This is a genomic window from Pseudomonas sp. MPR-R2A5 (genome assembly GCF_058793055.1).
On the sequence record NZ_JBXAFK010000013.1, the window covers coordinates 1 to 25,120 of the forward strand.

Consider the following 25,120-nt stretch of genomic DNA (forward strand, 5'->3'; position numbering starts at 1 on the left):
AACGATAACGCGTGTTTCCTGAATCAACGCGGCGCCTGTGAGTTTTTCGCGAGCAAGCTCGCTCCTACAGAAGGCGATGTACTCTTAACTGAACGGCATTAGGGCTTGCCCCGCGTTGGGCTGCGCAGGAGCCCTAATGAGAACGCTGCAGTGTGTCAGTCAGTTCCGGGGGAGGGTTTGGGGCTGCTGCGCAGCCCAACGCGGGGCAAGCCCGCTCGCCACAACAGGCCCGCTCGCCACAACAGCCCGCGTCCACATGTTGAAGGCGGGCACGTCAGTTATTCAGTAACTCGCACAACACCTGCATCTCATCGTCACTGAACAACCCCGCCGGGTAGCGTTCACTCATCACACTGTGCAAATCCGGCTGCTGCCTGAGCTGTCGCGAACCGTTTGCCTTCAACCAGAGCGCCAGCGCATGGATGGCGTCACCGTTGACCCGCAAGGGGTGAAACGTGCGCGTATTCATTGGGTTGATGTTGGCATTCATTTCAGCGCTCTCTCCTACTGCGTGAGCGGCTAACTTACTCAAGGTTTATGACAGAACTGCGCAGTCATCAGCCTTGGCTACTGTGACAACACCAATACAAGAGCTATGCCAATGTCCCGGATTTATAGGTATTCAGACACAAAAAAGCCCACGGCCTTGCGGGGCCGCGGGCTTGCTGCGAGCGCTGGAACCGAGTAGTGCCCGGTCGCCGTTGAGGCGCTGTTACAACTGCACTCAGTTTTTGTGCGGGGCCGGCTGTTGTTGGGTCAGGCAATGGATATTACCGCCACCCAGTAACAGTTCGCGGCCCGGCACCATCACCACTTCGTGCTGCGGGAACAGGCTCTGCAGGATGGCCTTGGCCTGGCTGTCCAACGGGTCGTCAAAGCTCGGGGCGATGATGCCGCCGTTGACGATCAGGAAGTTGACATAGGAACCGGCCAACCGCACGCTCGGATTACGCTCCTGGGTGCCATCCATCGGGTCCACGCCGGCACACTCTTCCTCGGTGGCATACAGCGGGCCCGGAATCGGCATTTTGTGCACTGTGAACGAGCGGCCCTGGGCGTCAGTGCTGCTTTGCAGGACGTCCATGGCTGCGTGGCAACGGGCGTAGTTCGGGTCTTGCGGGTCGTCGGTCCAGGCCAGCAACACTTCGCCCGGGCGCACATAGCAACAGAAGTTATCCACATGGCCGTCGGTTTCGTCATTGAACAGGCCATCCGGCAACCAGATGATCTTATCCACCGCCAGGTTGGCACTGAGCACCGCTTCGATAGCCGCACGGTCGAGGTGCGGGTTGCGATTGCGGTTGAGCAGGCATTCTTCGGTGGTGATCAGAGTGCCTTCGCCGTCGACGTGGATCGAACCGCCTTCCAGCACGAACCCTTCGGTGCGGTAACGCGGCGCGCGTTCGATCTCGAGGATCTTGCCGCCCACCTGCGAGTCACGGTTCCACGGCGCATACAGGCCACCATCAAAACCACCCCAGGCGTTGAAATCCCAGTTCACGCCACGCACTTCGCCGGTGTTGTTGATCACAAACGTCGGGCCGGTGTCGCGCACCCAGGCGTCGTCACTGGACATTTCCACCACGCGGATATTCGGCACGTCCAGGCGGGCGCGGGCGTTTTCGTACTGGCCGGCAGACACCGCGACCGTCACCGGTTCAAACCGCGCGATAGCCTTGGCCACCGCCACGTGAGCGGCCTGCGCCGGTTTACCACCCAGGCGCCAGTTGTCCGGGCGTTCGGGCCAGATCATCCAGGTTTGGGTCTGGGGCGCCCATTCGGCGGGCATATAAAAGCCATCGGCGCGAGGTGTGCTGTGCAGGGTGGTCATGGCAATCAGGGCTCCGAATGGGGGTGAAGGCCGACTTTATAACGGATAAAAATCGGCTTTAACAGCGGACTGCAATCATAGGCGATAAATATGACAGCAAATAACCGATAACAATCGATTATTTACGCTTGTTCATTCAACGCCTTCGACAGCATGTCGACAAAGAAGTCCACGCTGCGTTTGGAGGTGACCATCGGCGGCTTGATCTTGAGGATGTTCAGGTAGTCACCGGTCGGCTGCATGAAAATCCCAAGTTCCCGCAGACGCTCGCACAACAGCGCGGTCTCTTCGGTGGCGGGCTCCAGGGTGTGTCGATCCCGCACCAGCTCCAGCCCCAAGTAGAAACCGGAGCCATGCACGGCGCCGACCAACGGATGACGGTCGATCAGTGCTTGCAGCCGCGCCTTGAAATGCCCGCCCACGACCTGGGCGTTTTCCCACAGCTTTTCTTCTTCCATCACATCCAGCACCGCCATGCCGATCCGGCAACTGACCGGGCTGCCCCCCGACGACGAAAAGAAATACCCCTCGGCTTCCAGCGCTTCGGCAATCTCGCGCCGAGTGATCACCGCCCCCAAGGGCTGACCGTTCCCCATGCCCTTGGCCATGGTGATGATGTCCGGCACAACACCCTGCTCTTCAAAGCCCCAGAAGAAATGCCCCATGCGCCCATAGCCCACCTGCACTTCATCGGCAATGCATACGCCGCCCTGGGCACGCACCCGCGCATACACCTGCTGCAGATAGCCCGGAGGCAGGGAAATACCGCCGGCATTGCCGTACACCGGCTCACAAATGAAGCCAGCCAGTTGGCGCTGGCTCGCGGCGATTTTCGCCAGGTTGTGCTCCACACTGCGGACATAATCCGGCGCACTGTCTGGTCCGCGGAACTCACCGCGATAGGTATTCGGCGCAGTCACCGGGTGTACCCAATCCGGGCGGCTGCTCAGGGCCTTGGGGTTGTCAGCGATCGAGGTGGACACCGCATCCGCCGCCACCGACCACCCGTGGTAAGCCTCCAGCACGCTGAGCATGTCGCGCCCGCCGCTGTAGGCCCAGGCCAGGCGAATGGCCAGGTCATTGGCCTCGGTGCCGCTGTTGACCAGGAACACCCGGTCCATACCCTCCGGCGCCAGCGCCAGCAAGCGCTCGGAAAACTCGGCAATCGCCGCGTAGTGGAACCGCGAGTTGGTGTTGAGCAATGACCATTGCCGAGCCGCCACGGCCGCCATACGGGGGTGGCCGTGGCCGAGCACGGCCACGTTGTTGAGCATGTCGAGGTAGGAACGGCCCTGCATGTCGATCAGATGGTTGCGCCAGCCGCGTTCGATGCGCGGCGGGTCGACGTAATAATGCTTCTGCGAACGGGCGAAACTGGCGTCGCGCCGGGCCAGCAGGGCCTCGGGGTCCAGTTCCGGCTCAGCGTCACAGGCCAGGCCAAGCAGCGTCGCCGGTGACGGGCAAAGCGCTTGCCACGCTGGTACCCGGGAGGGCGCGCAGAACAGCGGCGGCTCGATGTCCGCGCGGCATACCTGCACCATCAGCGGGGCATGGACTTCGCCGATTATTTGCCCTTCCACCAGCACCGCGCCGGGGTTCAATGCGGTTTTCACCCCCCACAGACGCAGGCTCAGCGGACCGTCATGCAGGCTCAGCAGACCGTCGGCGCCCTTGCGCAACGTGCCGCCAAAGGGCGCCTCCAACACGGTGCCATGGGGCAAGTGCAGTTCAACATGCAGCGGGAACGTCTCAGGCTCAACGGCGCTGTCGGGACGGGTGCGCGACAGCCGATATTGCCCATAGCGGCTGGCGGCCAACCCGTGCACGGTGGCCGCTTCATCCAGTAATCGGCGATCGATGCCGGGCTGTTCCCAATTGCCCGCTTCGAAATGCGGGCTGAGCACACCCAGGTCAATCAGCGCGAATTCCTGGCCCACCAACCCTGGCAACAAAGGGGCGAAGTTCTGGTCGGCCAACGGCGCCGGCGTCTCCCCGACACTGCTCAGAATCGCCGCTTCCATTAGTTCAAAGGGCACCGACATTGCCACATGGAAGATTTCCCACTCATGCTCGGCGTTTTTCAGCAGGTAGCTGTTATTCGGATCCAGGCGTTGCTGCTGTTCGCTGCTCAGCACCAGCACCGCCGCGCGGGCGACAATCAGTGGCCACAGGGCCTGCAGTTCTTCGCGCTGTAAGGGGTTGACCGCATGGAACGCACGGATGGCCGGGAGGATGGCAAAGGGATCGCTTTCAGCATGGTGCAGCAGCGCGGCACACGTCACCGACAAATCGGCGATGCGCCAGGTGTGCACCAGGTCGCCGAAGTCGATCACCCCCTGGATCTGCCAGTGCCGCTGGGCATCCCGTTGCCACATGACGTTGTCATCGGTGATGTCCATGTGCACCGCTTGCCAGGGCAGGTGATCGGCCAGGTCGCGCAGGCGCGCGCCAACCTGTTCGGCCACCTGCTCCAAGAGGGCGCGATGGGGCGGGTTTTGCAGGGTTGCCAACAGGTGGGTGATCAGCTCCTGGGCGTGGCGCGGGTCCCATTGCAAGGTGCGGTCCAGGCCTGGGTGCTGGAAATCGGCCAGGGCCAGGCTCATTCGCCCGCACAATGCGCCGAAGCCTGCAATGACATCGCGGCCCAGATGGGGGAGATGGGTCAGGGGCTGTCCGTCGATGTAGTCCAGCAACCGCAGGTGCAGGTTTTGTCCACCCACCGCAACGGTGAGCAACTCTTCACCGGTGTGCGCCTTGATGACCTGAGGTACCTGCATCTGCACATGGGCCTGCAGGTTGTTGAGGGCCGCGTGCTGGGCCTGCAACTCAACAGCAGCGTAGTCACCCCGGCAGATTTTCAGAACAAAGCGGCCACGGTCGCTGTCGACCTTGTAGTTGAGGTCTTGCTGGCTGCCCAGCGCCTGCAGGGTGCCGGTGAGGCCGTAATGCTGCTCAAGCAGGTGTGCCGCCTGATCGGGGTCCACTTGCGGGCAAGGTAGGCTGGCGCGATGGATCAACGTGGCGAGCAACATTGTGACGACCTCGGTTTTTTTAGGCGTCTATATCGCCATTGTTAAGGGGCTAACGCAACCCCCAGCACACGGCACGCTTGCGCCGACCTGCTCCACCACTCAAGCTATGCTCCATTTGCTTAATGTCCGTCTAAGGAAAAGGCCCCCCGACATGCGCATTCTCATCACCGGCGGCGCTGGTTTTATCGGCTCCGCCCTGATCCGCCACCTGATCCAGCACACCGAGCACGAAGTGCTCAACCTGGACAAACTCACCTACGCCGGCAACCTGGAGTCGCTGACCAGCATCGCGTCCAACAGCCGCTATGAGTTCGTACAGGCCGATATCGTCGACCAGGCCACCGTCAGCGCCGTGCTCGCGCGCTTCGAGCCGCAGGCGATCATGCACCTGGCGGCCGAGTCCCATGTCGACCGCTCCATCGATGGCCCGTCGGATTTTATCCAGACCAATATCGTCGGCACCTACAGCCTGCTGGAGGCCGCCCGCGCCTATTGGCAAAAGCTCGACGAACCCGCCAAGCGCGCGTTCCGCTTCCATCACATCTCCACCGACGAAGTGTATGGCGACCTGCATGGCGTGGACGACCTGTTCACCGAAACCACGCCCTACGCGCCCAGCTCGCCCTACTCGGCCAGCAAGGCTGCGTCCGACCACCTGGTGCGCGCCTGGCAGCGAACCTATGGGCTGCCGGTGTTGCTGACCAATTGTTCGAACAACTATGGGCCGTTCCACTTCCCGGAAAAGCTGATCCCCCTGGTGATCCTCAATGCCCTGGCGGGCAAGCCGTTGCCGGTCTATGGCGATGGCTTGCAGGTGCGCGACTGGCTGTTCGTAGAAGACCACGCCCGCGCATTGCTCAAGGTGGTGACCGAGGGTGTGGTCGGCGAGACCTACAACATTGGCGGGCATAACGAGCAGAAAAACATCGACGTGGTGCGCGGCATCTGCGCCCTGCTCGAAGAGCTGGCGCCGCAACGCCCGGCCGGCGTCGAGCAATTCACCGACCTGATCACCTTCGTCAAGGATCGCCCCGGCCACGACCAGCGCTATGCGATCGACGCCAGCAAGATCGAACGCGAGCTGGGCTGGGTCCCACAGGAAACCTTTGAAAGCGGGCTGCGCAAGACCGTGCAGTGGTACCTCGACAACCTGGAGTGGTGCCGCAGGGTCCAGGACGGCAGTTATCAGGGCGAACGATTGGGCAACACTGACTTCAAGGATCTGATTGCATGATGAAGGGAATCGTATTGGCCGGGGGCTCCGGCACCCGTTTGCACCCCATTACCCTGGGGGTGTCCAAGCAGCTGTTGCCGGTGTATGACAAACCGATGATCTACTACCCGATCTCGGTGCTGATGCTGGCGGGAATCAAGGACATCCTGGTGATTTCTACACCGGTCGACCTGCCGCAATACCGCAACCTGCTGGGGGATGGCAGCCAGTTTGGCGTACGCTTCAGCTATGCGGAGCAACCCTCGCCAGATGGCCTGGCCCAAGCGTTCATCATCGGTGAAGAGTTCATCGGCGATGATCCGGTCTGCCTGATCCTGGGTGACAACATCTTCCACGGCCAGCATTTTGGCGACCAGCTGCGTACCGCGGCCGAGCGCCCCTCCGGGGCTACCGTATTCGGCTACTGGGTCAAGGACCCGGAGCGTTTCGGGGTGATCGACTTCGACAAAGACGGCCGCGCCCTGTCCATCGAAGAAAAACCGGCCAAGCCCAAGTCGTCGTACGCGGTGACCGGCCTGTATTTCTATGACAACGACGTGATCAGCATCGCCAAGGCGGTCAAGCCTTCACTCCGTGGCGAGCTGGAGATTACCGACGTCAACAACGCTTACCTCAAGCGCGGCGACCTGCATGTCGAGCGCTTCGGCCGTGGCTTTGCCTGGCTCGACACAGGGACCCATGACAGCCTGCTCGAAGCGTCGACCTATGTGCAGACCATCGAGCATCGCCAGGGGCTGAAAGTGGCGTGCCTGGAAGAAATCGCCTACGAAAATGGCTGGATCGACCGCGATTACCTGCTGGAGCGTGCGCAGTATTTCGGCAAGACCGGCTATGGCCAATACCTGTACACGCTGGCTGGGGATGCTCCATGAATGTAACCGCCACTGAGTTGCCCGGTGTATTGATCATCGAGCCGAAGGTTTTTGGCGACGAACGCGGCTTCTTCTACGAAAGTTTCAATGCCCGGGATTTTGCCCAGGCCACGGGCCTGCAGCAGCAACAGTTTGTCCAGGACAATCATTCACGCTCGCAAAAAGGTGTGCTAAGGGGCCTGCATTATCAAATTGAGCACGCCCAGGGGAAGTTGGTACGTGTGACAGCTGGCGAAGTCCTGGATGTCGCGGTGGATATCCGTCGTAGCTCACCTCATTTCGGTAAGTGGGCCAGTGTGCATTTATCCGCCGACAATAATCGCCAACTGTGGATTCCACAGGGGTTCGCCCATGGCTTTGTAGTACTGAGCGATTACGCCGAGTTCCTCTACAAAACTACCGACTACTACACACCCTCCGCGGAGCGCTGCATTCGTTGGGATGATCCGAAGCTCAATATCGATTGGCAACTGAACGGCACTCCGACCTTGTCCGCCAAGGATCAGCAAGGCAAAAGTCTGGAAGATGCAGACCTGTTCCCATGAGCCGCCCTTTAAAAATCCTCATCACCGGCCAACACGGCCAGGTCTCCCTGGCGCTGCAACAAAAGCTCCAGGGCCTGGGCGAACTCATCGTGCTGGGCCGCGACCAGCTTGACCTGGCCAACGTCGAGCAGATTCGACAGCAGGTACGTGCCCATCGCCCCGGCCTGATCATCAACGCCGCAGCGCACACCGCGGTCGATCAGGCCGAAAGCGAACCGGACGCGGCTTTCGCCATCAACGCCATCGCTCCCGGCATCCTCGCCGAGGAAGCCAAGGCCCTGGGCATCCCGCTGATCCATTACTCCACCGACTACGTGTTCGACGGCAGTAAACCTGCGCCCTACACCGAAGCCGATGTGCCGAACCCACTGGGTGTGTATGGCCAAAGCAAGCTGGCCGGTGAGCAGGCGATCGCCGCCGTGGGTGGCCAATACCTGATCCTGCGCACCAGTTGGGTCTATTCCAGCCACGGCAAGAACTTCCTGCTGACCATGCAACGCCTGCTGCAAGAGAAACCGCAGATGCGCATCGTCGCCGACCAGATCGGCGCTCCGACCTGGGCCGGTACCATCGCCAACAGCACCCGCACGTTGATCGAGCGCTGGCAGGCCGGCCAGGCGGGCGATTGGGGCATCTATCACCTGACCGCCCAGGGCGAGACGTCATGGTTCGGCTTCGCCCAGGCGATTGGCGAGCATCTGCGTGCTGCGGGCAAACCCTGCGCCGAGCTGGAAGCGATCCCTTCCAGCGCCTACCCGACGCCGGCCAAGCGCCCCCTGAACTCGCGCCTCGATTGCAGCCGCCTGCGCCAGCAGTGGCAGGTTGGCCAGCCACAGTGGCAAGACGCATTGCGCGAGTGTCTTGCCGAGCAGCACTAGGCATAATGCGCCTGTACCCACAGGCGCACGACACCCATGACTCCACCTCTCCCGCGAAGACCCCGCTGGCGCAGCCTCGCCCTGCTGGCGCTGTGCCTGGCGCCGCTGCTGTGGCCGCTGGAGCACCTGGCCGAGCGTTATTACCGCAGCGAACTGGCCGGGCAGAACCGCCAGACCCTCGACCTCTACGTCGCCAACCTGCTGGGCACGCTGCACCGCTACGAGGTGCTGCCGCAAATCCTCGGTGACTTGCCGGCCTTGCGCACCGCGCTGGAGGCACCGGACGTCAGCACCAACCTGGTCAACGCCAACCTGCTGCTCAAGGACGTCGCCGCCCAGGCCGGGGTGGAAGTGATGTACCTGATGGACACCACCGGCAAGACCCTTGCCGCGTCCAATTGGGACAAGCAGGACAGCTTCGTCGGGCGCAACTTTTCGTTCCGCCCGTATTTCAGCGAAGCCATGGCCGGGCGGCTGGGGCGGTTCTTCGGCCTGGGTACCACCTCGGCCAAGCGCGGTTACTTCTTCGCCGCCGCCGTGCGCAATGGCGAAAAAATCATCGGCGTGCTGGTGGTCAAGGTCGACCTGGACCACACCGAAAGCCTGTGGGGCAACACCCCCGAACAACTATTGGTAACCGACCATAACGGCGTGGTGATCCTCACGTCGCGCCCGCAATGGCGATTCCGCGCCACCCGGCCGCTGACCGATGAAGAGCGCCAGGCCATCATCGCCATCCAGCCCTACCCGACCCGCGACCCGCAACCGCTGACCCTGAGTTCCACGGCATGGTTGCGCCAATCCACTGCGATCGCCGAGACCGGCTGGAACGTGGAAATCCTCGCGCCACGCTCACTGATCAACCGCCCGGTGCGCACGGTAGTGGCCGTAGGTGGCGCCACACTGCTGGTATTGATGTTGCTGCTGGGGCTGATGATGCAGCGCCGCCGTCATTACCTGGAGCGCATCGCCTTTGAAGCCAAGGCCCGTCGCGAGCTGGAGATGCGCGTGGTCGAGAGGACCAGCGACCTGGAAGGGCTCAACCGCCGCCTGAAACAGGAGGTACTGGAACGCGAACACGCCCAGCAGGAACTGGTGCGCGCCCAGGATGATTTGGTGCAAGCGGGCAAACTGTCGGCACTGGGCACCATGTCGGCGAGTATCAGCCACGAACTCAACCAACCCCTGGCGGCGATTCGCAGCTATGCCGAAAACGCCGAAATCCTCCTCGACCATGAACGCACCAACGATGCGCGCGGCAATCTCAAGCTGATCAGCGAACTGACCGGGCGCATGGCCTCGATCATCGCCCACCTGCGTGCGTTCGCCCGCCGCGATCGGCACGCGCCGGAAAGCGTCGCCCTGCAACCGGCGCTGGACGACGCCCTGGCGTTGCTGGCCAAGCGACGGCGCTCGATGGAAGTCGAACTGATCCGCGATTTGCCCGAGGCAACCTTGTGGGTAGAAGCCGGCGAAACGCGCCTGCGCCAGGTGCTGGGCAACCTGCTGGCCAACGCCCTCGACGCCCTGACCGAAAAAGGCCCGCCGCGCAAACTCTGGCTGAGTGCCCAAACCACCGAACAGGGCGTCAACCTGTACATTCGCGATAATGGCCCAGGCTTTTGCATGGAAGCACTGGGCCGCGCCAGCGAGCCGTTCTACACCACCAAGACCCGCACCCAGGGCCTGGGGTTGGGCCTGGCCATCTGTGACACGCTGATGCGCGCCTTTGGCGGCGAGCTGCTGTTTGCCAACCACAAGGAAGGCGGCGCGCTGTTAACCTTGAAATTGCGTGCCGGCTCGCCGGGCGTCAGTCTGCAACCGTCCGAGGACCGCAGTGTATGAGTATCGATAACCAGATTCAGGTGGTGTTGATCGACGACGATCCACACTTGCGTCAGGCCCTGTGCCAGACCCTGGACCTGGCCGGGCTGAAGGTCCTGCCCCTGGGCGAAGCCACCGGCCTCACCGCGCGTTTGTCGCGGGATTGGCCGGGGGTCGTGGTCAGCGATATCCGCATGCCCGGCATGGACGGCCTGGAGCTGCTCGCCGAACTGCACGGCCAGGACCCGGAGCTGCCGGTGCTGCTGATCACCGGCCACGGCGACGTGCCGTTGGCGGTGCAAGCCATGCGCGCGGGTGCCTACGACTTCCTCGAAAAACCCTTCGCCAGCGACGCCCTGCTTGACAGCGTGCGCCGCGCCCTGGCCCTGCGTCGCCTGGTCCTGGACAACCGCAGCCTGCGCCTGGCCCTCAGCGATCGCCAGCAACTGAGCACACGCCTGGTCGGGCACTCGCCCCAAATGCTGCGCCTGCGCGAACAGATCGGCGCACTGGCAGCGACCCGCGCCGATGTACTGATCCTGGGTGAAACCGGGGCCGGCAAGGAAGTAGTGGCCCGTGCGCTGCACGACCTGTCGAACCGGCGCAGCGGGCCATTCGTGGCGATCAACGCCGGGGCGCTGGCGGAGTCGGTGGTGGAAAGCGAACTGTTTGGCCATGAGCCCGGCGCGTTTACCGGGGCGCAGAAGCGCCGTATCGGCAAGTTCGAATTCGCCAATGGCGGCACGCTGTTCCTTGATGAAATCGAAAGCATGAGCCTGGATGTGCAGGTCAAACTGCTGCGCCTGTTACAGGAACGCGTGGTCGAACGCCTTGGCGGCAATCAGTTGATCCCGCTGGATATCCGCATCATCGCGGCCACCAAGGAAGACTTGCGCCAGGCCGCCGACCAGGGCCGCTTCCGTGCCGACTTGTACTACCGCCTCAACGTCGCACCGTTGCGCATTCCGCCGCTGCGCGAACGGGGCGAAGACGCACTGATGCTGTTCCAGCACTTTGCCGACGAAGCCAGCAGCCGCCACGGCCTGCCACTGCACGAGCTGCAACCAGGCCAACGTGCGTTGCTGTTGCGCCACAACTGGCCGGGCAATGTGCGCGAACTGCAGAACGCCGCAGAACGCTTCGCCCTCGGCCTGGAGTTGGCGCTGGATAACACCCCGGACAATCCGGTAACCGGTGTGCTGACCTCGACCCCGGGCGGCTTGAGCGAACAGGTCGAGCAGTTCGAAAAAAGCCTGATCGCCGCCGAACTGACCCGCCCCCACAGTTCCCTGCGCAGCCTCGCCGAAGCCCTGGGCGTACCGCGCAAGACCTTGCACGACAAACTTCGCAAGCACGGCCTGAACTTCGCCGACAGCAGCAACCAAGGCGCTGACGACGAATGACCCTGCCCACTCACCAAGAGGCCGCCATGAGCCGCGACAGCCGTTACCTGGAATCCATCCTCCACCATGACATCCCCCTGACCCGTGAAATGGGCCTCAAGGTGCTCGACTGGCAACACGGCCAACTGCGATTGCACCTGCCCTTGCAAGCCAATATCAACCACAAGAGCACCATGTTCGGTGGCAGCCTCTATTGCGGCGCGGTGCTGGCGGGTTGGGGCTGGCTGCACCTGCAACTGCGCGAGGAAGGGATTGAAGACGGGCATATCGTGATTCAGGAAGGGCAGATCAGCTATCCGCTGCCCGTGACGCAAGACGCGACCGCCATTTGCGCGGCGCCGGAGGAGAAGGTGTGGAAGCGCTTTTTAGCCACCTACAAGCGCTATGGCCGGGCGCGGTTGACGTTGGACACGTGGATCGTAAATGAGGGCAGTGAAGAGCTGGCAGTGACTTTCACCGGCCAGTACGTCCTGCACCGCTGAAAGCCATCACACAAAACCAATGTGGGAGGGGGCAAGTCGAATCGTCGCACCGCCCCTCCCACATTTTGATCTGCGCTGGTTTTAAGATCTTGCCAAAGTCAGCAAGCGTTCACGCCACGCCGCCTTCGCCGGTAACGCCAGGAAGAAGGGGTTCAACAACGATGCCCGCGCCGGGTAGCTGAACGGCTCGCCACTCAACTCCAGTACCTCGCCGCCCGCCCCTTCCAATACACCCTGCGCCGCAGCGGTATCCCACTGCGAGGTCGGCGCCAGGCGCGGATAGCAATCGGCGCTGCCTTCGGCCAATAGGCAGAATTTCAACGAACTGCCGATATTCGCCAGCTTCAACTCCCCCACCCCTTCGCTCAAGCCATTGAGCAAACGCTCCTGCTCTGGGCTGGTATGCCGACGGCTGGCAACCACGGTGAAGGCTTCACCCGCCGCCGGAGTCTCGCGTACCTGGATCTGCCTGGGCGCTTCATTCACGTCCGAACGCCACGCGCCAAGCCCTGCGCCGCCGAAGTAGCACCGGCCGTTGGTGGGCATGGATACCACGCCAAATATCACACGGCCCTGTTCGATCAACGCAATGTTGACGGTAAATTCTTCACTGCCGGCGATAAATTCCTTGGTGCCATCCAGCGGGTCCACCAGCCACCACCGCTGCCAGCCGGCGCGTACGCTCTGGTCGATATCGGCGTCTTCTTCGGACAACACCGGGATACTCGGGTCCAGGGCTGTCAAACCGGCGAGAATCAGGTGATGGGCGGCCAGGTCCGCGGCCGTCACCGGCGAATCGTCAGCCTTGGACGTCACCGCCACTTCGGCGCGCCAGTACGGCAGGATGACTTCACCCGCCTGGCGAGCCAGTTCGATCACAGGGGCGATAAACGGGTGGCCTAAAAACAGTTCGCTCATGCGCTAAACGCTCCTCGCTGGGTCAACAGGTCTCGTACCAGATACAACGCAGCCAGCGCGCGGCCTTCGCTGAACTGCTCATTTTGCGCCAGTTGCGACAACTCGCGCAGGTTGACCCTGTCCACGCGCATCGGTTCAGGTTCATCACCTTCCAGGCGTTCTTCATAGAGGTCGGTGGCCAGCACCACCTGGATTTTCTGGCTCATATAGCCGGGGGACAGTGACAGCTCAGTGAGGTGCTCCAACTGGCGGGCGCCATAACCGGCTTCCTCCTTGAGCTCGCGGTCCGCCGCCGCCAGCACGTCCTCGCCGGGCTCGATCAGCCCCTTGGGCAAGGACAGCTCGTATTCGTCGGTGCCACCGCAGTACTCTTCCACCAGCAGCGCGTGGTCGGCGTCGATCATTGCCACGATCATCACCGCGCCGTACCCGGCACCACGTCCCACCAGGCGCTCGTAGGTGCGTTCAACGCCATTGGAAAAGCGCAATTGCACTTCCTCCACGCGGAACAAACGGCTACTGGCGACTATTTCGCGGGCGAGGACGGTGGGTTTCTGGCGCATAAGCGGCTCCTTGGCGTGATCGGGTTACTATACCGTGGCTTTTCCGATTGTCTGTGTCGGATATCTTTACTTACATGAGACCGCCCCATGCCCTCTTTGCCCTGGCACGCCATCGACACTGTCCTGCTGGACATGGACGGCACCCTGCTCGACCTGCATTACGACAACCATTTCTGGATGGAACACCTGCCTCAGCGCTACGCCCAGTTGCATGGTGTGAGTCGGGCCATGGCCGAGATGGAGTTGCAGCCGCTGTTCGAGCGTAACGCCGGACAGTTGCAATGGTATTGCCTGGATTTCTGGAGCACCGAACTGAACATTCCGGTGCGCGAGCTCAAGCTGGAAACCGCCCACCTGATCGCCCTGCGCCCAGGTGCCGATACCTTTCTGGCGGCGATCAAGCAGGCCGGAAAACGGGTGATCCTGATCACCAACGCTCATCGTGACTCGCTGTCATTGAAGTTGGAACGCATTGAGTTGGCGCCGTATTTCGAGCGATTGATCAGCTCCCACGACTACGGTTTCGCCAAGGAAAACCCGCAGTTCTGGGATGCCTTGCAAGCCGATATCCGGTTCGACCCGGCGCGCAGCCTGTTTATCGACGACACGTTGCCGATCCTGCGCAGCGCCCAGAAATTTGGCGTGGGGCATTTGCTGGCGGTGAAAGAGCCGGACAGCCAAAAAGGGCCCAAGGACACTGGGGAATTTGCCGCAGTCGAGGATTACCGGGACCTTATTGTCGGACTTTGACCCCTTGTGGGAGGGAGCAAGCCCCCTCCCACATTTTTACTTTGTGAATTACTCAGGAATACGCAGCGTCTGCCCTGGGTAAATCTTGTCTGGATGAGACAACAGCGGCTTGTTGGCCTCGAAGATATCGTTGTACCGGCTGGCCTTGCCGTAAACCGCCAGGGAAATCGCGCTGAGGGTGTCGCCCTTTTTCACCACGACGAAACGGGCGGCGGCAACTACCGGGCCGGTTACGGTGATCTGGTCATCCACACTGGCCACACCGGCAATGTTGCCGGCCGCCAGAATGATTTTTTCTTTCTCTTCCTGACTGGCCACGGTCCCTGTAAGCGTGACCTTGTCACCCTCGACAGTGGCGTGAACATCCGGATTACCCAGCCCGACTTCTTCAATGTGCTTTTTCAGATCATCACTGGCATTGGCGTTGCCCGGCGTCAACAGCTTGACCAACTTCTCGCCGGCTTCCTTAACAAAGCTAAAAAGACTCATAGTGCGCTCTCCTTGATAGTTGATTTCCAGATGCCCAAGACTAGACCAGCCCCGAAGACTTGGGTTCCAGCCCGACCAAAGACCCAAACGCGCTAGAATCCCCCCGCCATTGGAATAAGCCCTGGAGCGAAGATGGACATCAAGCAGCTGAAATTCCTCATCGCCCTCGACGAGACCCGTCACTTCGGCCAGGCAGCAGCGCGTTGCCATATCACCCAGCCGACCCTGTCGATGCGCCTGCGCAGCCTGGAAGAAGAACTGGACCTGCCGCTGGTCAATCGTGGCCAGCGCTTCGAGGGCTTTACCGCCCCCGGCGAGCGAGTACTGGCCTGGGCGCGCACGGTGCTGGCAGCGTATGACGGCTTGCAGGCCGAAGCGGCGGCCTGTCGTGGCAACCTCGTCGGTACGTTGCGCCTGGGGGTGGTGCCGCTGTCGAGCTTCGATCCGTTGGCGTTGATGCAGCAACTGCACAAGGAACACCCGAGCCTGCGCTTTGAGCTTTCGGCCCTTAGCTCCGAACAGATTCTGGAACAACTGGCGAGCAATCGCCTGGACCTCGGCGTGTCGTACCTGGAGCGCCTGGACAATGAACGCTTCGACTCCCTGGCGCTCGGCGAAACCCGCATGGGCCTGCTCTACGACCAGCGCTATTTCAGCTTCGGCGACACGCCGCTGAGCTGGGAAGCGTTGATCGAACTGCCCCTGGGCATGCTCACCAGCGGCATGCACTTTCGCCAGTCCATCGACCACAACTTCCACAGCCGGGGCCTGCACCCGCAGCCGCTGTTGCAAACCGATGCCGTCCATCAGTTGTTACAAGCGGTACACGGCGGGCTGTGCTGCGCGGTAATGCCCTTGGACGGTGGCCTGGATGCGCTCACCGAGCACTTGCGCCTGCAACCGATCGAAGACGCCCACACCCTCGCGCGCCTGGGGCTGATCATGCGTCGCAGCGCGCCCCGTTCGGCGCTGGCGGAAGCCTGTTTTGCGCTGTACCAGAAATTGCTGGCAGAGCATTGATCGACGTCATCTATCGGCAGATCAGTACTGGCAATTAGACGCGACGCTTTGTCGCGCCTAGTCTAGACACTGATCAATCCGCCGGTGGTACTGCCCCATGAACGCCAAGCGCCCAGTCTGCGCGGCGCCCGCCCCTGAAACGTCCGCGCCCGCCGCCAGCCAGAGCTACCAGTTCTGCAACCTCGAACACACAGAGGCCGCCAGCACGGCATTGGCGGAAGAAGTGGCGCTGGCAATTGCCTATAACGACATCAGCCAGGCAGTCATGCTGGTGACGCCCACTGACCTGGAAGACTTTATTGTCGGGTTCAGCATGGGTAGCGGCATTATTACCGACGTTGGCGACATTTATGACCTGAAACTCAGCGGCTCGGGCGCCACTCAATACGCTCAAGTCCAAATCTCCAGCCGCGCGTTTTGGAACCTCAAGCAGCAGCGTCGCCAATTGGCGGGCACCAGCGGCTGCGGTTTGTGTGGCGTGGAAGCCGTGGAACAGGCACTGCCAGACCTCCAAGTGCTGCCCGGCGCCCCCTTGCCGCCCGCCGCATGGCTCGACGGCCTGCGCCAACGCATCAGCGCCTTCCAGCCTTTGGGCCAATACAGTGGCGCCGTGCACGCGGCCGTGTTTATGAACAATCAGGGCGAACTGTTGCTGGGCCGCGAAGACATTGGCCGGCATAACGCCCTGGATAAGTTGATCGGCGCCCTGATCCGCCAAAAGATCCCGACAGCGGGTGGCCTGGCAATTGTCACCAGCCGTTGCAGCCTCGAATTGATCCAGAAAGTCCTGCGCGCGGGCATCCAGACCCTGGTCAGCCTGTCGTCGCCCACCGGCCTGGCCCTGCAATGGGCGCGCCGGCACAACCTCAACCTCATCCACCTGCCGCAGAAAAGTGCGCCGCGGGTCTATAGCCCTGCGATGGAGTACCAGCCATGAGCAATCACCACCAAGCCGACCAAACCCCAACCCCGCGCTACAAGCCCTACAAAGGCCCGGCGGGTGGCTGGGGCGCGTTGATCAGCGTGGCGCAGGCGTGGCTGACCAGCGACAACGCGCTGAAAAACATCCGCATGATGCTCAAGACCAACCAGAACGGCGGCTTCGACTGCCCGGGCTGCGCCTGGGGCGACTCGCCGGAAAGCGGCATGGTCAAGTTCTGCGAAAACGGCGCCAAGGCCGTCAACTGGGAAGCCACCAAGCGCCGTGTCGACGCTGCATTCTTCGCCAAGCACAGCGTCACCGCGCTGCTGGAACAAAGCGACTATTGGCTGGAATACCAGGGCCGCCTGACCGAACCGGTGCGCTATGACGCCGAGACCGACCGCTACAAACCCATCAGTTGGGACGCAGCGTTCGACCTGATCGGCAAGCACCTCAACGCACTGCCCAGCCCTGATATGGCCGAGTTTTATACTTCCGGCCGTGCCAGCAACGAAGCGGCGTACCTGTATCAATTGTTTGTACGCGCCTACGGCACCAACAACTTCCCGGATTGCTCGAACATGTGCCACGAAGCCAGCGGCGTGGCCTTGGCGCAAAGTGTAGGCGTCGGCAAAGGCACCGTGACCTTTGACGACTTTGAACATGCCGACGCGATTTTCGTCTGGGGCCAGAACCCCGGCACCAACCACCCACGCATGCTCGAACCGCTGCGTGAGGCCGTGAAACGCGGCGCCCAGGTGGTGTGCATCAACCCGCTGAAAGAGCGCGGCCTGGAACGCTTCCAGCATCCGCAGCACCCGCTGGAAATGCTCACCAACGGTGACAAGCCAACCAATACCGCCTACTTCCGCCCGGCGCTGGGGGGCGACATGGCCATCCTGCGTGGCATGGCCAAATTCCTGCTGCTGTGGGAGCGCCAGGCCCAGGCTGAAGGCAAGGAAGCGGTGTTCGACCACGACTTCCTCAACGAGCACACGACCAACGTGCTCGATTACCTGGGCCAGATCGACGACACCTCCTGGGATGAAATCGTCGCGCAGTCCGGCTTGCCCCTGGTCGAGATCGAGCAAGCGGCGCGCATGTACGCCAAAGGCAAGAACGTGATCATGTGCTGGGCGATGGGCATTACCCAGCACCGCCATTCGGTGCCGACCATCCAGGAGATCGCCAACCTGATGCTGTTGCGCGGCAACATTGGCCGCCCGGGCGCCGGCCTGTGCCCGGTGCGCGGTCACAGCAACGTGCAGGGCGACCGCACCATGGGCATCAACGAACGCCCACCGGTGGCGTTCCTCGACGCCCTGGAACGCCGCTTCCAGTTTCAGGTGCCACGTACCAACGGCCACAACGTGGTGGAAGCGATTCACGCCATGCTCGAAGGTCGCTCCAAGGTGTTCATCGGCCTGGGCGGCAACTTCGCCCAAGCCACGCCGGACAGCCCGCGCACCTTCGAAGCACTGCGCAATTGCGACCTGACCGTACAGATCAGCACCAAGCTCAACCGCAGCCACCTGACCCACGGCAAAGACGCACTGATCCTGCCGTGCCTGGGCCGTACCGACATCGATATCCAGGCCGAAGGCCCGCAGGCCGTGACCGTGGAAGACTCGTTCAGCATGGTCCACGACTCCAACGGCCAATTGCAGCCGCTGTCGAAACTGATGAAATCCGAGCCGGCCATCCTCGCCGGCATCGCCGCCGCCACCCTGGGCAGCAAGCCGGTGGACTGGAACTGGCTGGTGGGCGACTACAGCCGCATTCGCGACCTGATCGCCGATACCATCCCAGGCTTCAAGGACTTCAACGAACGCCTCAAGCACCCGGGTGGCTTCTACCTCGGTAATTCCGCCGGTGCGCGTCGCTGGAACACACCGTCGGGTCGCGCCAACTTCCGCCCGAATATCCTGCCCGCAGACCTGATCCACGAACGCACCCACGCCACCGGTCGCGTGCCAGACCTGATCATGCAATCCATGCGTTCCCACGATCAGTACAACACCACCATATATGGCCTGGATGACCGCTATCGCGGGGTGAAAGGCCAGCGTGACGTGCTGTTCGTCAACGAAGCCGACATCATCCGCCTGGGTTTCAAGCCGGGGCAGAAGGCTGACATCGTGTCGTTGTGGGAGGACGGTCGGGAGCGCAGGGTGAAAGGCTTTACCTTGCTGGCGTTTGATATTCCGGCGGGGCAGGCAGCGGCCTACTACCCGGAAGTGAACCCGCTGGTGCCGCTGGAAAGCACGGGGGATGGCAGCCATACGCCAACGTCGAAGTTCGTGGCGATTCGTTTGGAAGCGGCAAGTGACAGTGGGCTGATCATGGCCCGCTCGGCCTGACTAGAATCCGGACACAAAAAAGGCCGCTTTTGCATAAAAGCGGCCGTTCCGAAGTAGCTAAAGACCCACAAAAATTACTTAAGTTCCCCTGCTAAAACAGTAACTTATGGAATTGTGCACAACTCGTGTTACTGGTCGGATTTCTATTGTCACAATGTCGATACAGCCTCAGGATCGCGCCGTCATCCTCTTGAGGTCTCTCTATGAAGTTCTCCTCGATTCTCTTGTTGTCCCTTGGCCTGGTCAGTGGCGCAGCCATGGCCGGCGGCACCACCGAAGCCGGTGTGGGCGGCGCATTGGGCGGGGTACTCGGTTCGGTTGTGGGCCAGCAGGTCGGCGGTAACACCGGTTCGGCCATTGGCGCAGCCCTGGGCGGTGCGGGCGGCAGCGCGGTGGGCGCCGACAAACGCAGCCGCGGCGAAGCCGCTATTGGCGGCGCTCTGGGCGCAGCCGGCGGCAACGTGGTAGGCCGCAGCATGGGCGGCACCACCGGCAGCCTGATCGGCGCAGCTGCCGGCGGCGGCGCGGGTGGCGCACTGGGCAACTACATGGGCAACAAGAGCGATGACGACGACCGCCGTTATCGTGGCCGTGACGACCGTCGCTACTACCGGGATGGTCATCCTGGCCGTGGCCATGCCTATGGGCATCGCAAGAACAAACATCACTACCGTGATTGATCAGGTCTAGAGAACATCGAAGAAACACTGTGGGAGGGCGCTTGCTCCCTTCCACATGGGTTTCCATGCAAAGTCAGGCCACCAACCCCTGCAACGCTTCGCGTAATCGCCCCGGAATCGTCACCGGCTGGTTCGACCCACGATCCACGAACACATGCACGAAGCGTCCCGCCGCACAGGCCTCCTCTTCGCCCGCCTTGAACACCGCCAACTCATACTGCACTGAACTGTTGCCCAACTTGCCTACCCGCAGGCCGATTTCTATACGGTCGGGAAAGGCGATCGACGCAAAGTAGTCACACGCCGAACTCACCACGAACCCCACCACTTCGCCATCGTGAATATCCAACCCGCCCTGCTCGATCAGGTAGGTATTCACCGCCGTGTCAAAGAAGCTGTAGTAGGTCACGTTGTTCACATGGCCATACACGTCGTTGTCGTGCCAGCGCGTGATGATCGGCTGGAAGTGACGGTAATCGGCGCGTTGGGGCGTTGAGTCGGGCATGGGCACACCTCATGAAAGTGGGTTTACAGATCATTCAAATGGGCTGCTGCCCATTCGCGCACTTCGGCGTAGGGGTAGTCTTCCAGCGCTGCAAACCCCGGAATGCCCCGTGCCTTCAACTTGGTGAACAACGGCACGCTGATACCGCCCAGGAAGCGCGTCAGCCGCTCCGCACCAGGCAAGTGACCGGTGTGCTCATGATGCCTGTGGATAAAATCACCGCACAGTCCCATGAAGTTTTTATCCACAAGCGGCGGCAGGCTCGGCGGCGCCGGCAAATGCGCGACATGACCGTGGCACACCGAACAATGCCCGCAACGCTGCGGCGCATTCTCATCACCAAAATACTGGGCGAGGCGTTGCCCCAGGCAATGATCGGTGGCAAACAGGTCGAGCATGGCGTGAATCCGTGCAACTTCTCCCACCTCGTGCTGCTTGAAGCCTGTGTATAACTCAGCACTCAGTGCCTGTGGATCAAAGTCGGTATTGAGCAGGCTATAGACCTCAGTCATCTGCTTGCTTTCCAGCTCGATCAGGCCCTGTTCCTGGAAGTAATCCAGCGCCTTCACCACCCGATTGCGCTCGGCATTGTGCTGTTGATACAGCGCGTCGAAATCCACCGTCGCCCAGGTTTTCGCACGTTTGCACACCTGGACGATCGCCGCGACAAACTGCTGGCGCTCGCCGGAAAAACGCGCCAGCAAGGCGTCGGGCTCTATCAGGTACTTGAAGCGGTACTCGGCATAAAACGCATAGCGCGGGGCGATCACGCCCTTGAGCTCCAGCTGGACCAGCAACGTCTTGAGCGGCAGCTCGCGGATGTTGCTGTGGTCCGACAGTGAACGCAGCAGGAACTCCCACTGCCCATCGCTGCGTACCGCCTGCAACTCTTCCAGTACACGGCGAATCCCCTCCTGCTCGGGCGTGTCGCCATACACAAAGTTCTCCAGCACATTGAGGCTGTCGCGGTTGGCCAGTACCAGGCAATCGGACGGCTGGCCATCGCGCCCCGCGCGGCCGATTTCCTGGCTGTAGTTCTCGATGGACTTGGGCAGGTCGAAGTGCACCACATTGCGAATGTCGCTCTTGTCGATCCCCATGCCAAACGCAATGGTGGCGACGATGCAATTGGAGCGTCCCCCCATGAAGCGCTGTTGGATGCCCTCGCGCTTATCGTGGGGCAAACCCGCGTGATACGCCTCGGCCTGGATGCCGTTGCGGTTCAGGTGCTCGGCAATCTGCTCGGCGGTTTTCTGCAAGGTGACGTAGACGATGCTCGGCTGGTTGGCGCGTTCGCCCATCCACTGCACCAACCGCCGACGCTTGTCTGCGCCCGCTACCGGCTCCACCAGCAGGTTGAGGTTGGGCCGGTAGAAGCCTGTGGTGACCACGTCGCCTGGGGCAATGGCGAACTTGGCCTGCATGTCAGCAATCACCTTGGGCGTGGCCGTGGCAGTCAACAGCAGCGCTTGTGGGATATTGAACTGGCACTGGTAGTCCGGCAGCTTCAGATAGTCCGGACGAAAGTTGTGACCCCATTCGGAAATACAGTGCGCTTCGTCCACCACCAGCAACGAGATCGGCACGCTTTGCAGAAAGTTGCGAAAGCGCTCGTTCTTCAAACGCTCCACGGAAATCATCAGGATTTTCAACTCGCCCGAACGCGCACGCGCCATCACATCGTTGGCGTCATCGCGGCTCTGGGCCGAATCGATACTGCCGGCCGAAATGCCATGGCGTTGCAGGAACCCCAACTGGTCCTGCATCAGCGCCAGCAACGGCGACACTACCAACGTCAGGTGCGGCAGCAATACCGCCGACAGCTGGTAACACAGGGACTTTCCCGACCCGGTAGGGAAAATCGCCGCGGCCGAACGCCCGGCCAGTACGGCGCTGACGGTTTCTTCCTGGCCCGAACGAAACTGTGGATAACCAAAGACCTGCTGGAGGGTGTCGTGCATAGCTGTCACTCCATTGACCGCTGAAGGTGGCTCAAAAACATAGCCTGGGATATTCAGCGAATCGAGAAAGGTCGTGAGGAAAAAAGAGACAGGATGATACACAGGGTGCAGCAATGGCCTTGGGCCAAATGCGACAAGTTCGACTGGGTCTGCAGGAACGCCACAAACCAAATGTGGGAGAGGGCGTGCTCCCGATGGCAGTAGATCCGTCAGTTATGAGTAACCGATCCACCGCTATCGGGGGCAAGCCCCCTCCCACATTTTTAGAGCTGCGCTACGGCTGGATCAGCGGTTTTGCACCCGCTCGATGGCCGTGTCATACACTGGATTGGCCTTCTGCTCCTTGGCCAACTGGTAATGACGCAACGCATCCGCGAACTGCCCCGCCGCTTCGTAGATCCGCGCGATGTTGTAGTAGGCACCGGCCCGCACGGTTGCGGCATTGGCGCCGCTCGCCAGGGCGATGGCCTTGCGGTTGGCCCAGATCGACTCGGCGGTGTTGCCGGCTTTCTGATACGCCAGGCCCAGGTTGCCGTAGGCTTTGCCGAAGCCGTTGTCCAGCTCGATGGCCTGACGGAACAGGTCGATGGCTTCATCCAGCTTGCCCGCCTGGTAGGCCGCCTCCCCTTGCAGGTTCAGACGCTTCGCATCCGTTTGTGCGGAAGAGCTGACAGCCACGGCTGCCACCGCGACGCTGTCATCCAGCAACGGCTTGACTTCGTTGAGCACATCCTTGGCGTCCACATTCACACCGCTGAAGGTGTTGATGTCCTGGAAGTCACCGCTGCCCGTCATGCGGAACACGGTCCACAGGTTGCCACTGCGGTTTTTCGGCACGTAGTAGGTGCGCACCAGGGACTGGCCCATATACACGAACACCTTGGCTTCGCTGTTGGATAGTTGGCGCGAACCCGGGTTGGCGATGTTGGTGAAGTCATGCACGGCATATACGTAGCTTTCGCCGTAGTGTTTTTTCTGCAGGGTGATGGTTTCCGGGCCGTAGCTGTCGACGTCATCCACGTCCAGCTCGGCATCGGTACCTTTCTGATTCTCGAAATAGATATTGTTGCCAGGGAAGATCATATGGGAGTCGAGGTCTTCCGGGGTCTTGCCCCAGGTCAGCACCACACGCAGGCCGTCGAGGTTTTCCATCACTGGGCTGATGGCGTAGGTCATGCCTTTGCACGGACACTTCACCACCAGGTTTGAGTAGCCGGGCTTCTTGATGATCAACAGGTTGCTGGCATCATCAGCGGCTTCGCTGGTGAGGGTCACCTGGCCCTGGGCGTTGGTACGGCCTACCACGTTCTGCGCGCCGTTGCGTTGCAGCAACACTTCGGCGTCGGCGATTTTCTGATCCTTGACCACTGCGCTGAGCACCTCGATCGGCAACTGCTCGGCCTGGATCGAAAACGCCACTGCGCACAAAGACATCGCCGAAGCGACACGAAGCAAACCCATGCTTAACTCCCTTTAAGTAGTGGACGGAATCGTCCTACAAGATTTTGCGGTGAAACATACGCTGAATTCAGCACGCCGGCGGACTTTTTATACAAAATGTGACGTGGTTTTTATCCCGCCTGCCCGCTGACGCATTGCGCTACAATCAAACCTTGCTACCCAGGAGTACGCTGCGATGAGCGAACTGACGTTTGAGCAAAAACAGGATCACTATCACAAGATCCGCCGTTCCAATTACCTGGCCAGCCTGCGCCTGGAAGGGTTCGACACCCAACCCGCCGATGTCGACAAACCCCTGCCGACCCGTGAAGCTGTCCTCGCCAAGTACCGCAACACCCCACGCTGATGCTCGACAAATACGGGGTGGGCCAGGATCCGTACTGCTACCCCGGTAGCAGCGTCCTGCGCAACCGCCTCGATTTGCACGATGAAGCGCGCCTGCACCAGGCCGAGCGGGAATTATCCGAAATCGCCGTAGGCGGCCTCCCACTCTTCCCGCCGCCCTACGATCTTGAACGGCTGCAACACATCCATCGCACCCTGTTCGGTGACATCTACGACTGGGCCGGTGAACTGCGCAGCGTCAACATCCAGAAAGGCGACACCCTGTTCTGCACCCCGGAACGCATCCCACCAGAAGCCGCGAAGATCATCCGGCAGATGGCCGAGGCAAACTGGTTTATCGGCGAGAGCCAAACCGAGTTGGTGAGCAAGGTCGCCGAGGCCTATGGAGACCTCAACGTCATCCACCCCTTCCGCGAGGGCAACGGCCGGGCGCAGCGGATTTTGTTTGAACAGATCATCGTGAACGCGGGATATTCGGTGAACTGGTGGCTGGTCAAGCACGCGGCATGGATACCGGCGAATATTGACGCGGTGGCGTGTGATTATCGGGGCTTGGAGGCGATTTTCGAGCGGTGTATCAGCAGGCCTACAGGGCAATGATCGTTCCACACACTCAGCATGGGAGCGCCGCCTGTGACGCTCTGCGTCCCGCCATCCGCGCACGGCTTGAACCCTCGGCAGGGGTGGATGCATTCCCACGCGGGAGCGCGGGAACGGTCTGATCAACGATGACGCGGTAAACCAGAAGAAACGCGGCAGCGTTGAGTTCTTCGCGAGCCGCTCGCACCTACAATTGAGCAGCTTGGCCTGTTGAAGCATTGCTAAGTCACCAGTGCCAGAAACGGTTGTAGGAAACCTCCAAACACCGCGACATCCTCTTCCCAAACTGCTTCAAATACCCGTTCAACCCTCTACAGAAGTTACCCGTAGATGAATGAAAATAACGCCCTCTCAACTGTTTCGGCAGAAACCCGTGAACATCGAAAGGACTCAACACATCGGCCACTACGGGGTCATCTTCACCGTGATGCGCTTTGCAGAGGTG

23 protein-coding genes are annotated in these 25,120 nt (G+C 61.3%); 14 read left to right on the top strand and 9 right to left on the bottom strand.

All coding sequences use genetic code 11. The features are described from left to right. Nucleotides 1-274 precede the first annotated feature (274 nt). From AC1Q6I_RS11850 to AC1Q6I_RS11860, 3 genes are all read right to left on the bottom strand, one after another. Nucleotides 275-490 carry a hypothetical protein gene (locus tag AC1Q6I_RS11850; protein WP_024072831.1) on the bottom strand — a complete coding sequence of 72 codons (216 nt, stop codon included), beginning with the start codon at nucleotides 488-490 and terminating at the stop codon, nucleotides 275-277. A gap of 234 nt (nucleotides 491-724) precedes the next feature. Then, nucleotides 725-1,831 (bottom strand): agmatine deiminase, encoded by a 1,107-nt coding sequence (aguA, locus tag AC1Q6I_RS11855; RefSeq protein ID WP_102625261.1) that lies wholly within the window; start codon nucleotides 1,829-1,831, stop codon nucleotides 725-727. A gap of 122 nt (nucleotides 1,832-1,953) precedes the next feature. Beyond that, on the bottom strand, nucleotides 1,954-4,863 hold the full coding sequence (locus tag AC1Q6I_RS11860; RefSeq protein ID WP_102625260.1) for an aminotransferase: 2,910 nt from the start codon (nucleotides 4,861-4,863) through the stop codon (nucleotides 1,954-1,956). Between the two features lie 151 nt (nucleotides 4,864-5,014). Here AC1Q6I_RS11860 and rfbB point away from each other — a divergent pair, with 151 nt between their 5' ends. Genes rfbB through AC1Q6I_RS11895 form a run of 7 tightly spaced genes read left to right on the top strand, consistent with a single transcriptional unit; the run spans nucleotide 5,015 to nucleotide 12,101 of the window. After that, the gene (gene rfbB, locus AC1Q6I_RS11865; RefSeq protein ID WP_102625259.1) at nucleotides 5,015-6,097 is read left to right on the top strand and encodes a dTDP-glucose 4,6-dehydratase; all 1,083 of its coding nucleotides are present in this window, start codon (nucleotides 5,015-5,017) and stop codon (nucleotides 6,095-6,097) included. Further along, a complete protein-coding gene (gene rfbA, locus AC1Q6I_RS11870) occupies nucleotides 6,094-6,969 on the top strand; it encodes a glucose-1-phosphate thymidylyltransferase RfbA (protein ID WP_024072827.1) in 876 nt (291 codons plus the stop codon). The genes rfbB and rfbA overlap by 4 nt, the downstream gene beginning before the upstream one ends. Then, a complete protein-coding gene (rfbC, locus tag AC1Q6I_RS11875) occupies nucleotides 6,966-7,514 on the top strand; it encodes a dTDP-4-dehydrorhamnose 3,5-epimerase (RefSeq protein WP_024072826.1) in 549 nt (182 codons plus the stop codon). The genes rfbA and rfbC overlap by 4 nt, the downstream gene beginning before the upstream one ends. Beyond that, nucleotides 7,511-8,392, top strand: coding sequence for a dTDP-4-dehydrorhamnose reductase (gene rfbD / locus AC1Q6I_RS11880; RefSeq protein WP_102625258.1), 882 nt, complete (start codon nucleotides 7,511-7,513; stop codon nucleotides 8,390-8,392). The genes rfbC and rfbD overlap by 4 nt, the downstream gene beginning before the upstream one ends. Before the next feature lie 36 nt (nucleotides 8,393-8,428). Next, nucleotides 8,429-10,237, top strand: coding sequence for a sensor histidine kinase (locus AC1Q6I_RS11885; protein WP_069075029.1), 1,809 nt, complete (start codon nucleotides 8,429-8,431; stop codon nucleotides 10,235-10,237). Beyond that, nucleotides 10,234-11,619: a sigma-54-dependent transcriptional regulator gene (locus AC1Q6I_RS11890; RefSeq protein WP_024072823.1), complete on the top strand. Its 1,386-nt coding sequence runs from the start codon at nucleotides 10,234-10,236 to the stop codon at nucleotides 11,617-11,619. The genes AC1Q6I_RS11885 and AC1Q6I_RS11890 overlap by 4 nt, the downstream gene beginning before the upstream one ends. A gap of 26 nt (nucleotides 11,620-11,645) precedes the next feature. Next, nucleotides 11,646-12,101 carry a YiiD C-terminal domain-containing protein gene (locus tag AC1Q6I_RS11895; protein WP_041161075.1) on the top strand — a complete coding sequence of 152 codons (456 nt, stop codon included), beginning with the start codon at nucleotides 11,646-11,648 and terminating at the stop codon, nucleotides 12,099-12,101. Between the two features lie 81 nt (nucleotides 12,102-12,182). On the opposite strand, the gene cysQ is transcribed toward AC1Q6I_RS11895, so the two are convergent. Both cysQ and nudE read right to left on the bottom strand, forming a co-directional pair. Continuing rightward, a complete protein-coding gene (cysQ, locus tag AC1Q6I_RS11900; RefSeq protein ID WP_024072821.1) occupies nucleotides 12,183-13,019 on the bottom strand; it encodes a 3'(2'),5'-bisphosphate nucleotidase CysQ in 837 nt (278 codons plus the stop codon). Next, the gene (nudE, locus tag AC1Q6I_RS11905) at nucleotides 13,016-13,582 is read right to left on the bottom strand and encodes an ADP compounds hydrolase NudE (RefSeq protein ID WP_024072820.1); all 567 of its coding nucleotides are present in this window, start codon (nucleotides 13,580-13,582) and stop codon (nucleotides 13,016-13,018) included. Before nudE ends, cysQ begins: the two co-directional genes overlap by 4 nt. Before the next feature lie 87 nt (nucleotides 13,583-13,669). On the opposite strand from nudE, the gene yrfG reads away from it, so the two are divergent. Next, a complete protein-coding gene (gene yrfG, locus AC1Q6I_RS11910) occupies nucleotides 13,670-14,332 on the top strand; it encodes a GMP/IMP nucleotidase (protein ID WP_069075030.1) in 663 nt (220 codons plus the stop codon). 48 nt (nucleotides 14,333-14,380) lie between these two features. On the opposite strand, the gene lysM is transcribed toward yrfG, so the two are convergent. Then, a complete protein-coding gene (gene lysM, locus AC1Q6I_RS11915; protein WP_024072818.1) occupies nucleotides 14,381-14,821 on the bottom strand; it encodes a peptidoglycan-binding protein LysM in 441 nt (146 codons plus the stop codon). A 132-nt stretch (nucleotides 14,822-14,953) separates the two neighbouring features. Here lysM and AC1Q6I_RS11920 point away from each other — a divergent pair, with 132 nt between their 5' ends. The 4 genes from AC1Q6I_RS11920 to AC1Q6I_RS11935 all read left to right on the top strand — a co-directional run bounded on the left by AC1Q6I_RS11920 (nucleotide 14,954) and on the right by AC1Q6I_RS11935 (nucleotide 19,803). Then, on the top strand, nucleotides 14,954-15,841 hold the full coding sequence (locus AC1Q6I_RS11920) for a LysR family transcriptional regulator (protein ID WP_024072817.1): 888 nt from the start codon (nucleotides 14,954-14,956) through the stop codon (nucleotides 15,839-15,841). A gap of 97 nt (nucleotides 15,842-15,938) precedes the next feature. Then, a complete protein-coding gene (gene fdhD, locus AC1Q6I_RS11925) occupies nucleotides 15,939-16,778 on the top strand; it encodes a formate dehydrogenase accessory sulfurtransferase FdhD (RefSeq protein WP_024072816.1) in 840 nt (279 codons plus the stop codon). Beyond that, nucleotides 16,775-19,123 carry an FdhF/YdeP family oxidoreductase gene (locus AC1Q6I_RS11930; protein WP_024072815.1) on the top strand — a complete coding sequence of 783 codons (2,349 nt, stop codon included), beginning with the start codon at nucleotides 16,775-16,777 and terminating at the stop codon, nucleotides 19,121-19,123. The genes fdhD and AC1Q6I_RS11930 overlap by 4 nt, the downstream gene beginning before the upstream one ends. A 203-nt stretch (nucleotides 19,124-19,326) precedes the next feature. Beyond that, nucleotides 19,327-19,803 carry a glycine zipper domain-containing protein gene (locus AC1Q6I_RS11935; RefSeq protein WP_017848563.1) on the top strand — a complete coding sequence of 159 codons (477 nt, stop codon included), beginning with the start codon at nucleotides 19,327-19,329 and terminating at the stop codon, nucleotides 19,801-19,803. Between the two features lie 73 nt (nucleotides 19,804-19,876). Here the strand turns inward: AC1Q6I_RS11935 and AC1Q6I_RS11940 are convergent, their stop codons facing one another. From AC1Q6I_RS11940 to AC1Q6I_RS11950, 3 genes are all read right to left on the bottom strand, one after another. After that, the gene (locus AC1Q6I_RS11940) at nucleotides 19,877-20,308 is read right to left on the bottom strand and encodes an acyl-CoA thioesterase (protein WP_024072814.1); all 432 of its coding nucleotides are present in this window, start codon (nucleotides 20,306-20,308) and stop codon (nucleotides 19,877-19,879) included. A gap of 23 nt (nucleotides 20,309-20,331) precedes the next feature. Beyond that, a complete protein-coding gene (locus AC1Q6I_RS11945) occupies nucleotides 20,332-22,269 on the bottom strand; it encodes a RecQ family ATP-dependent DNA helicase (protein WP_102625257.1) in 1,938 nt (645 codons plus the stop codon). A 285-nt stretch (nucleotides 22,270-22,554) separates the two neighbouring features. After that, nucleotides 22,555-23,730 (bottom strand): tetratricopeptide repeat protein, encoded by a 1,176-nt coding sequence (locus AC1Q6I_RS11950; protein ID WP_024072812.1) that lies wholly within the window; start codon nucleotides 23,728-23,730, stop codon nucleotides 22,555-22,557. Between the two features lie 175 nt (nucleotides 23,731-23,905). Here AC1Q6I_RS11950 and AC1Q6I_RS11955 point away from each other — a divergent pair, with 175 nt between their 5' ends. After that, on the top strand, nucleotides 23,906-24,076 hold the full coding sequence (locus AC1Q6I_RS11955; RefSeq protein ID WP_003236014.1) for a YhfG family protein: 171 nt from the start codon (nucleotides 23,906-23,908) through the stop codon (nucleotides 24,074-24,076). After that, complete coding sequence (locus AC1Q6I_RS11960) at nucleotides 24,076-24,675, top strand: putative adenosine monophosphate-protein transferase Fic (protein WP_102625256.1); 600 nt, start codon at nucleotides 24,076-24,078, stop codon at nucleotides 24,673-24,675. The genes AC1Q6I_RS11955 and AC1Q6I_RS11960 overlap by 1 nt, the downstream gene beginning before the upstream one ends. Nucleotides 24,676-25,120: the final 445 nt, after the last annotated feature.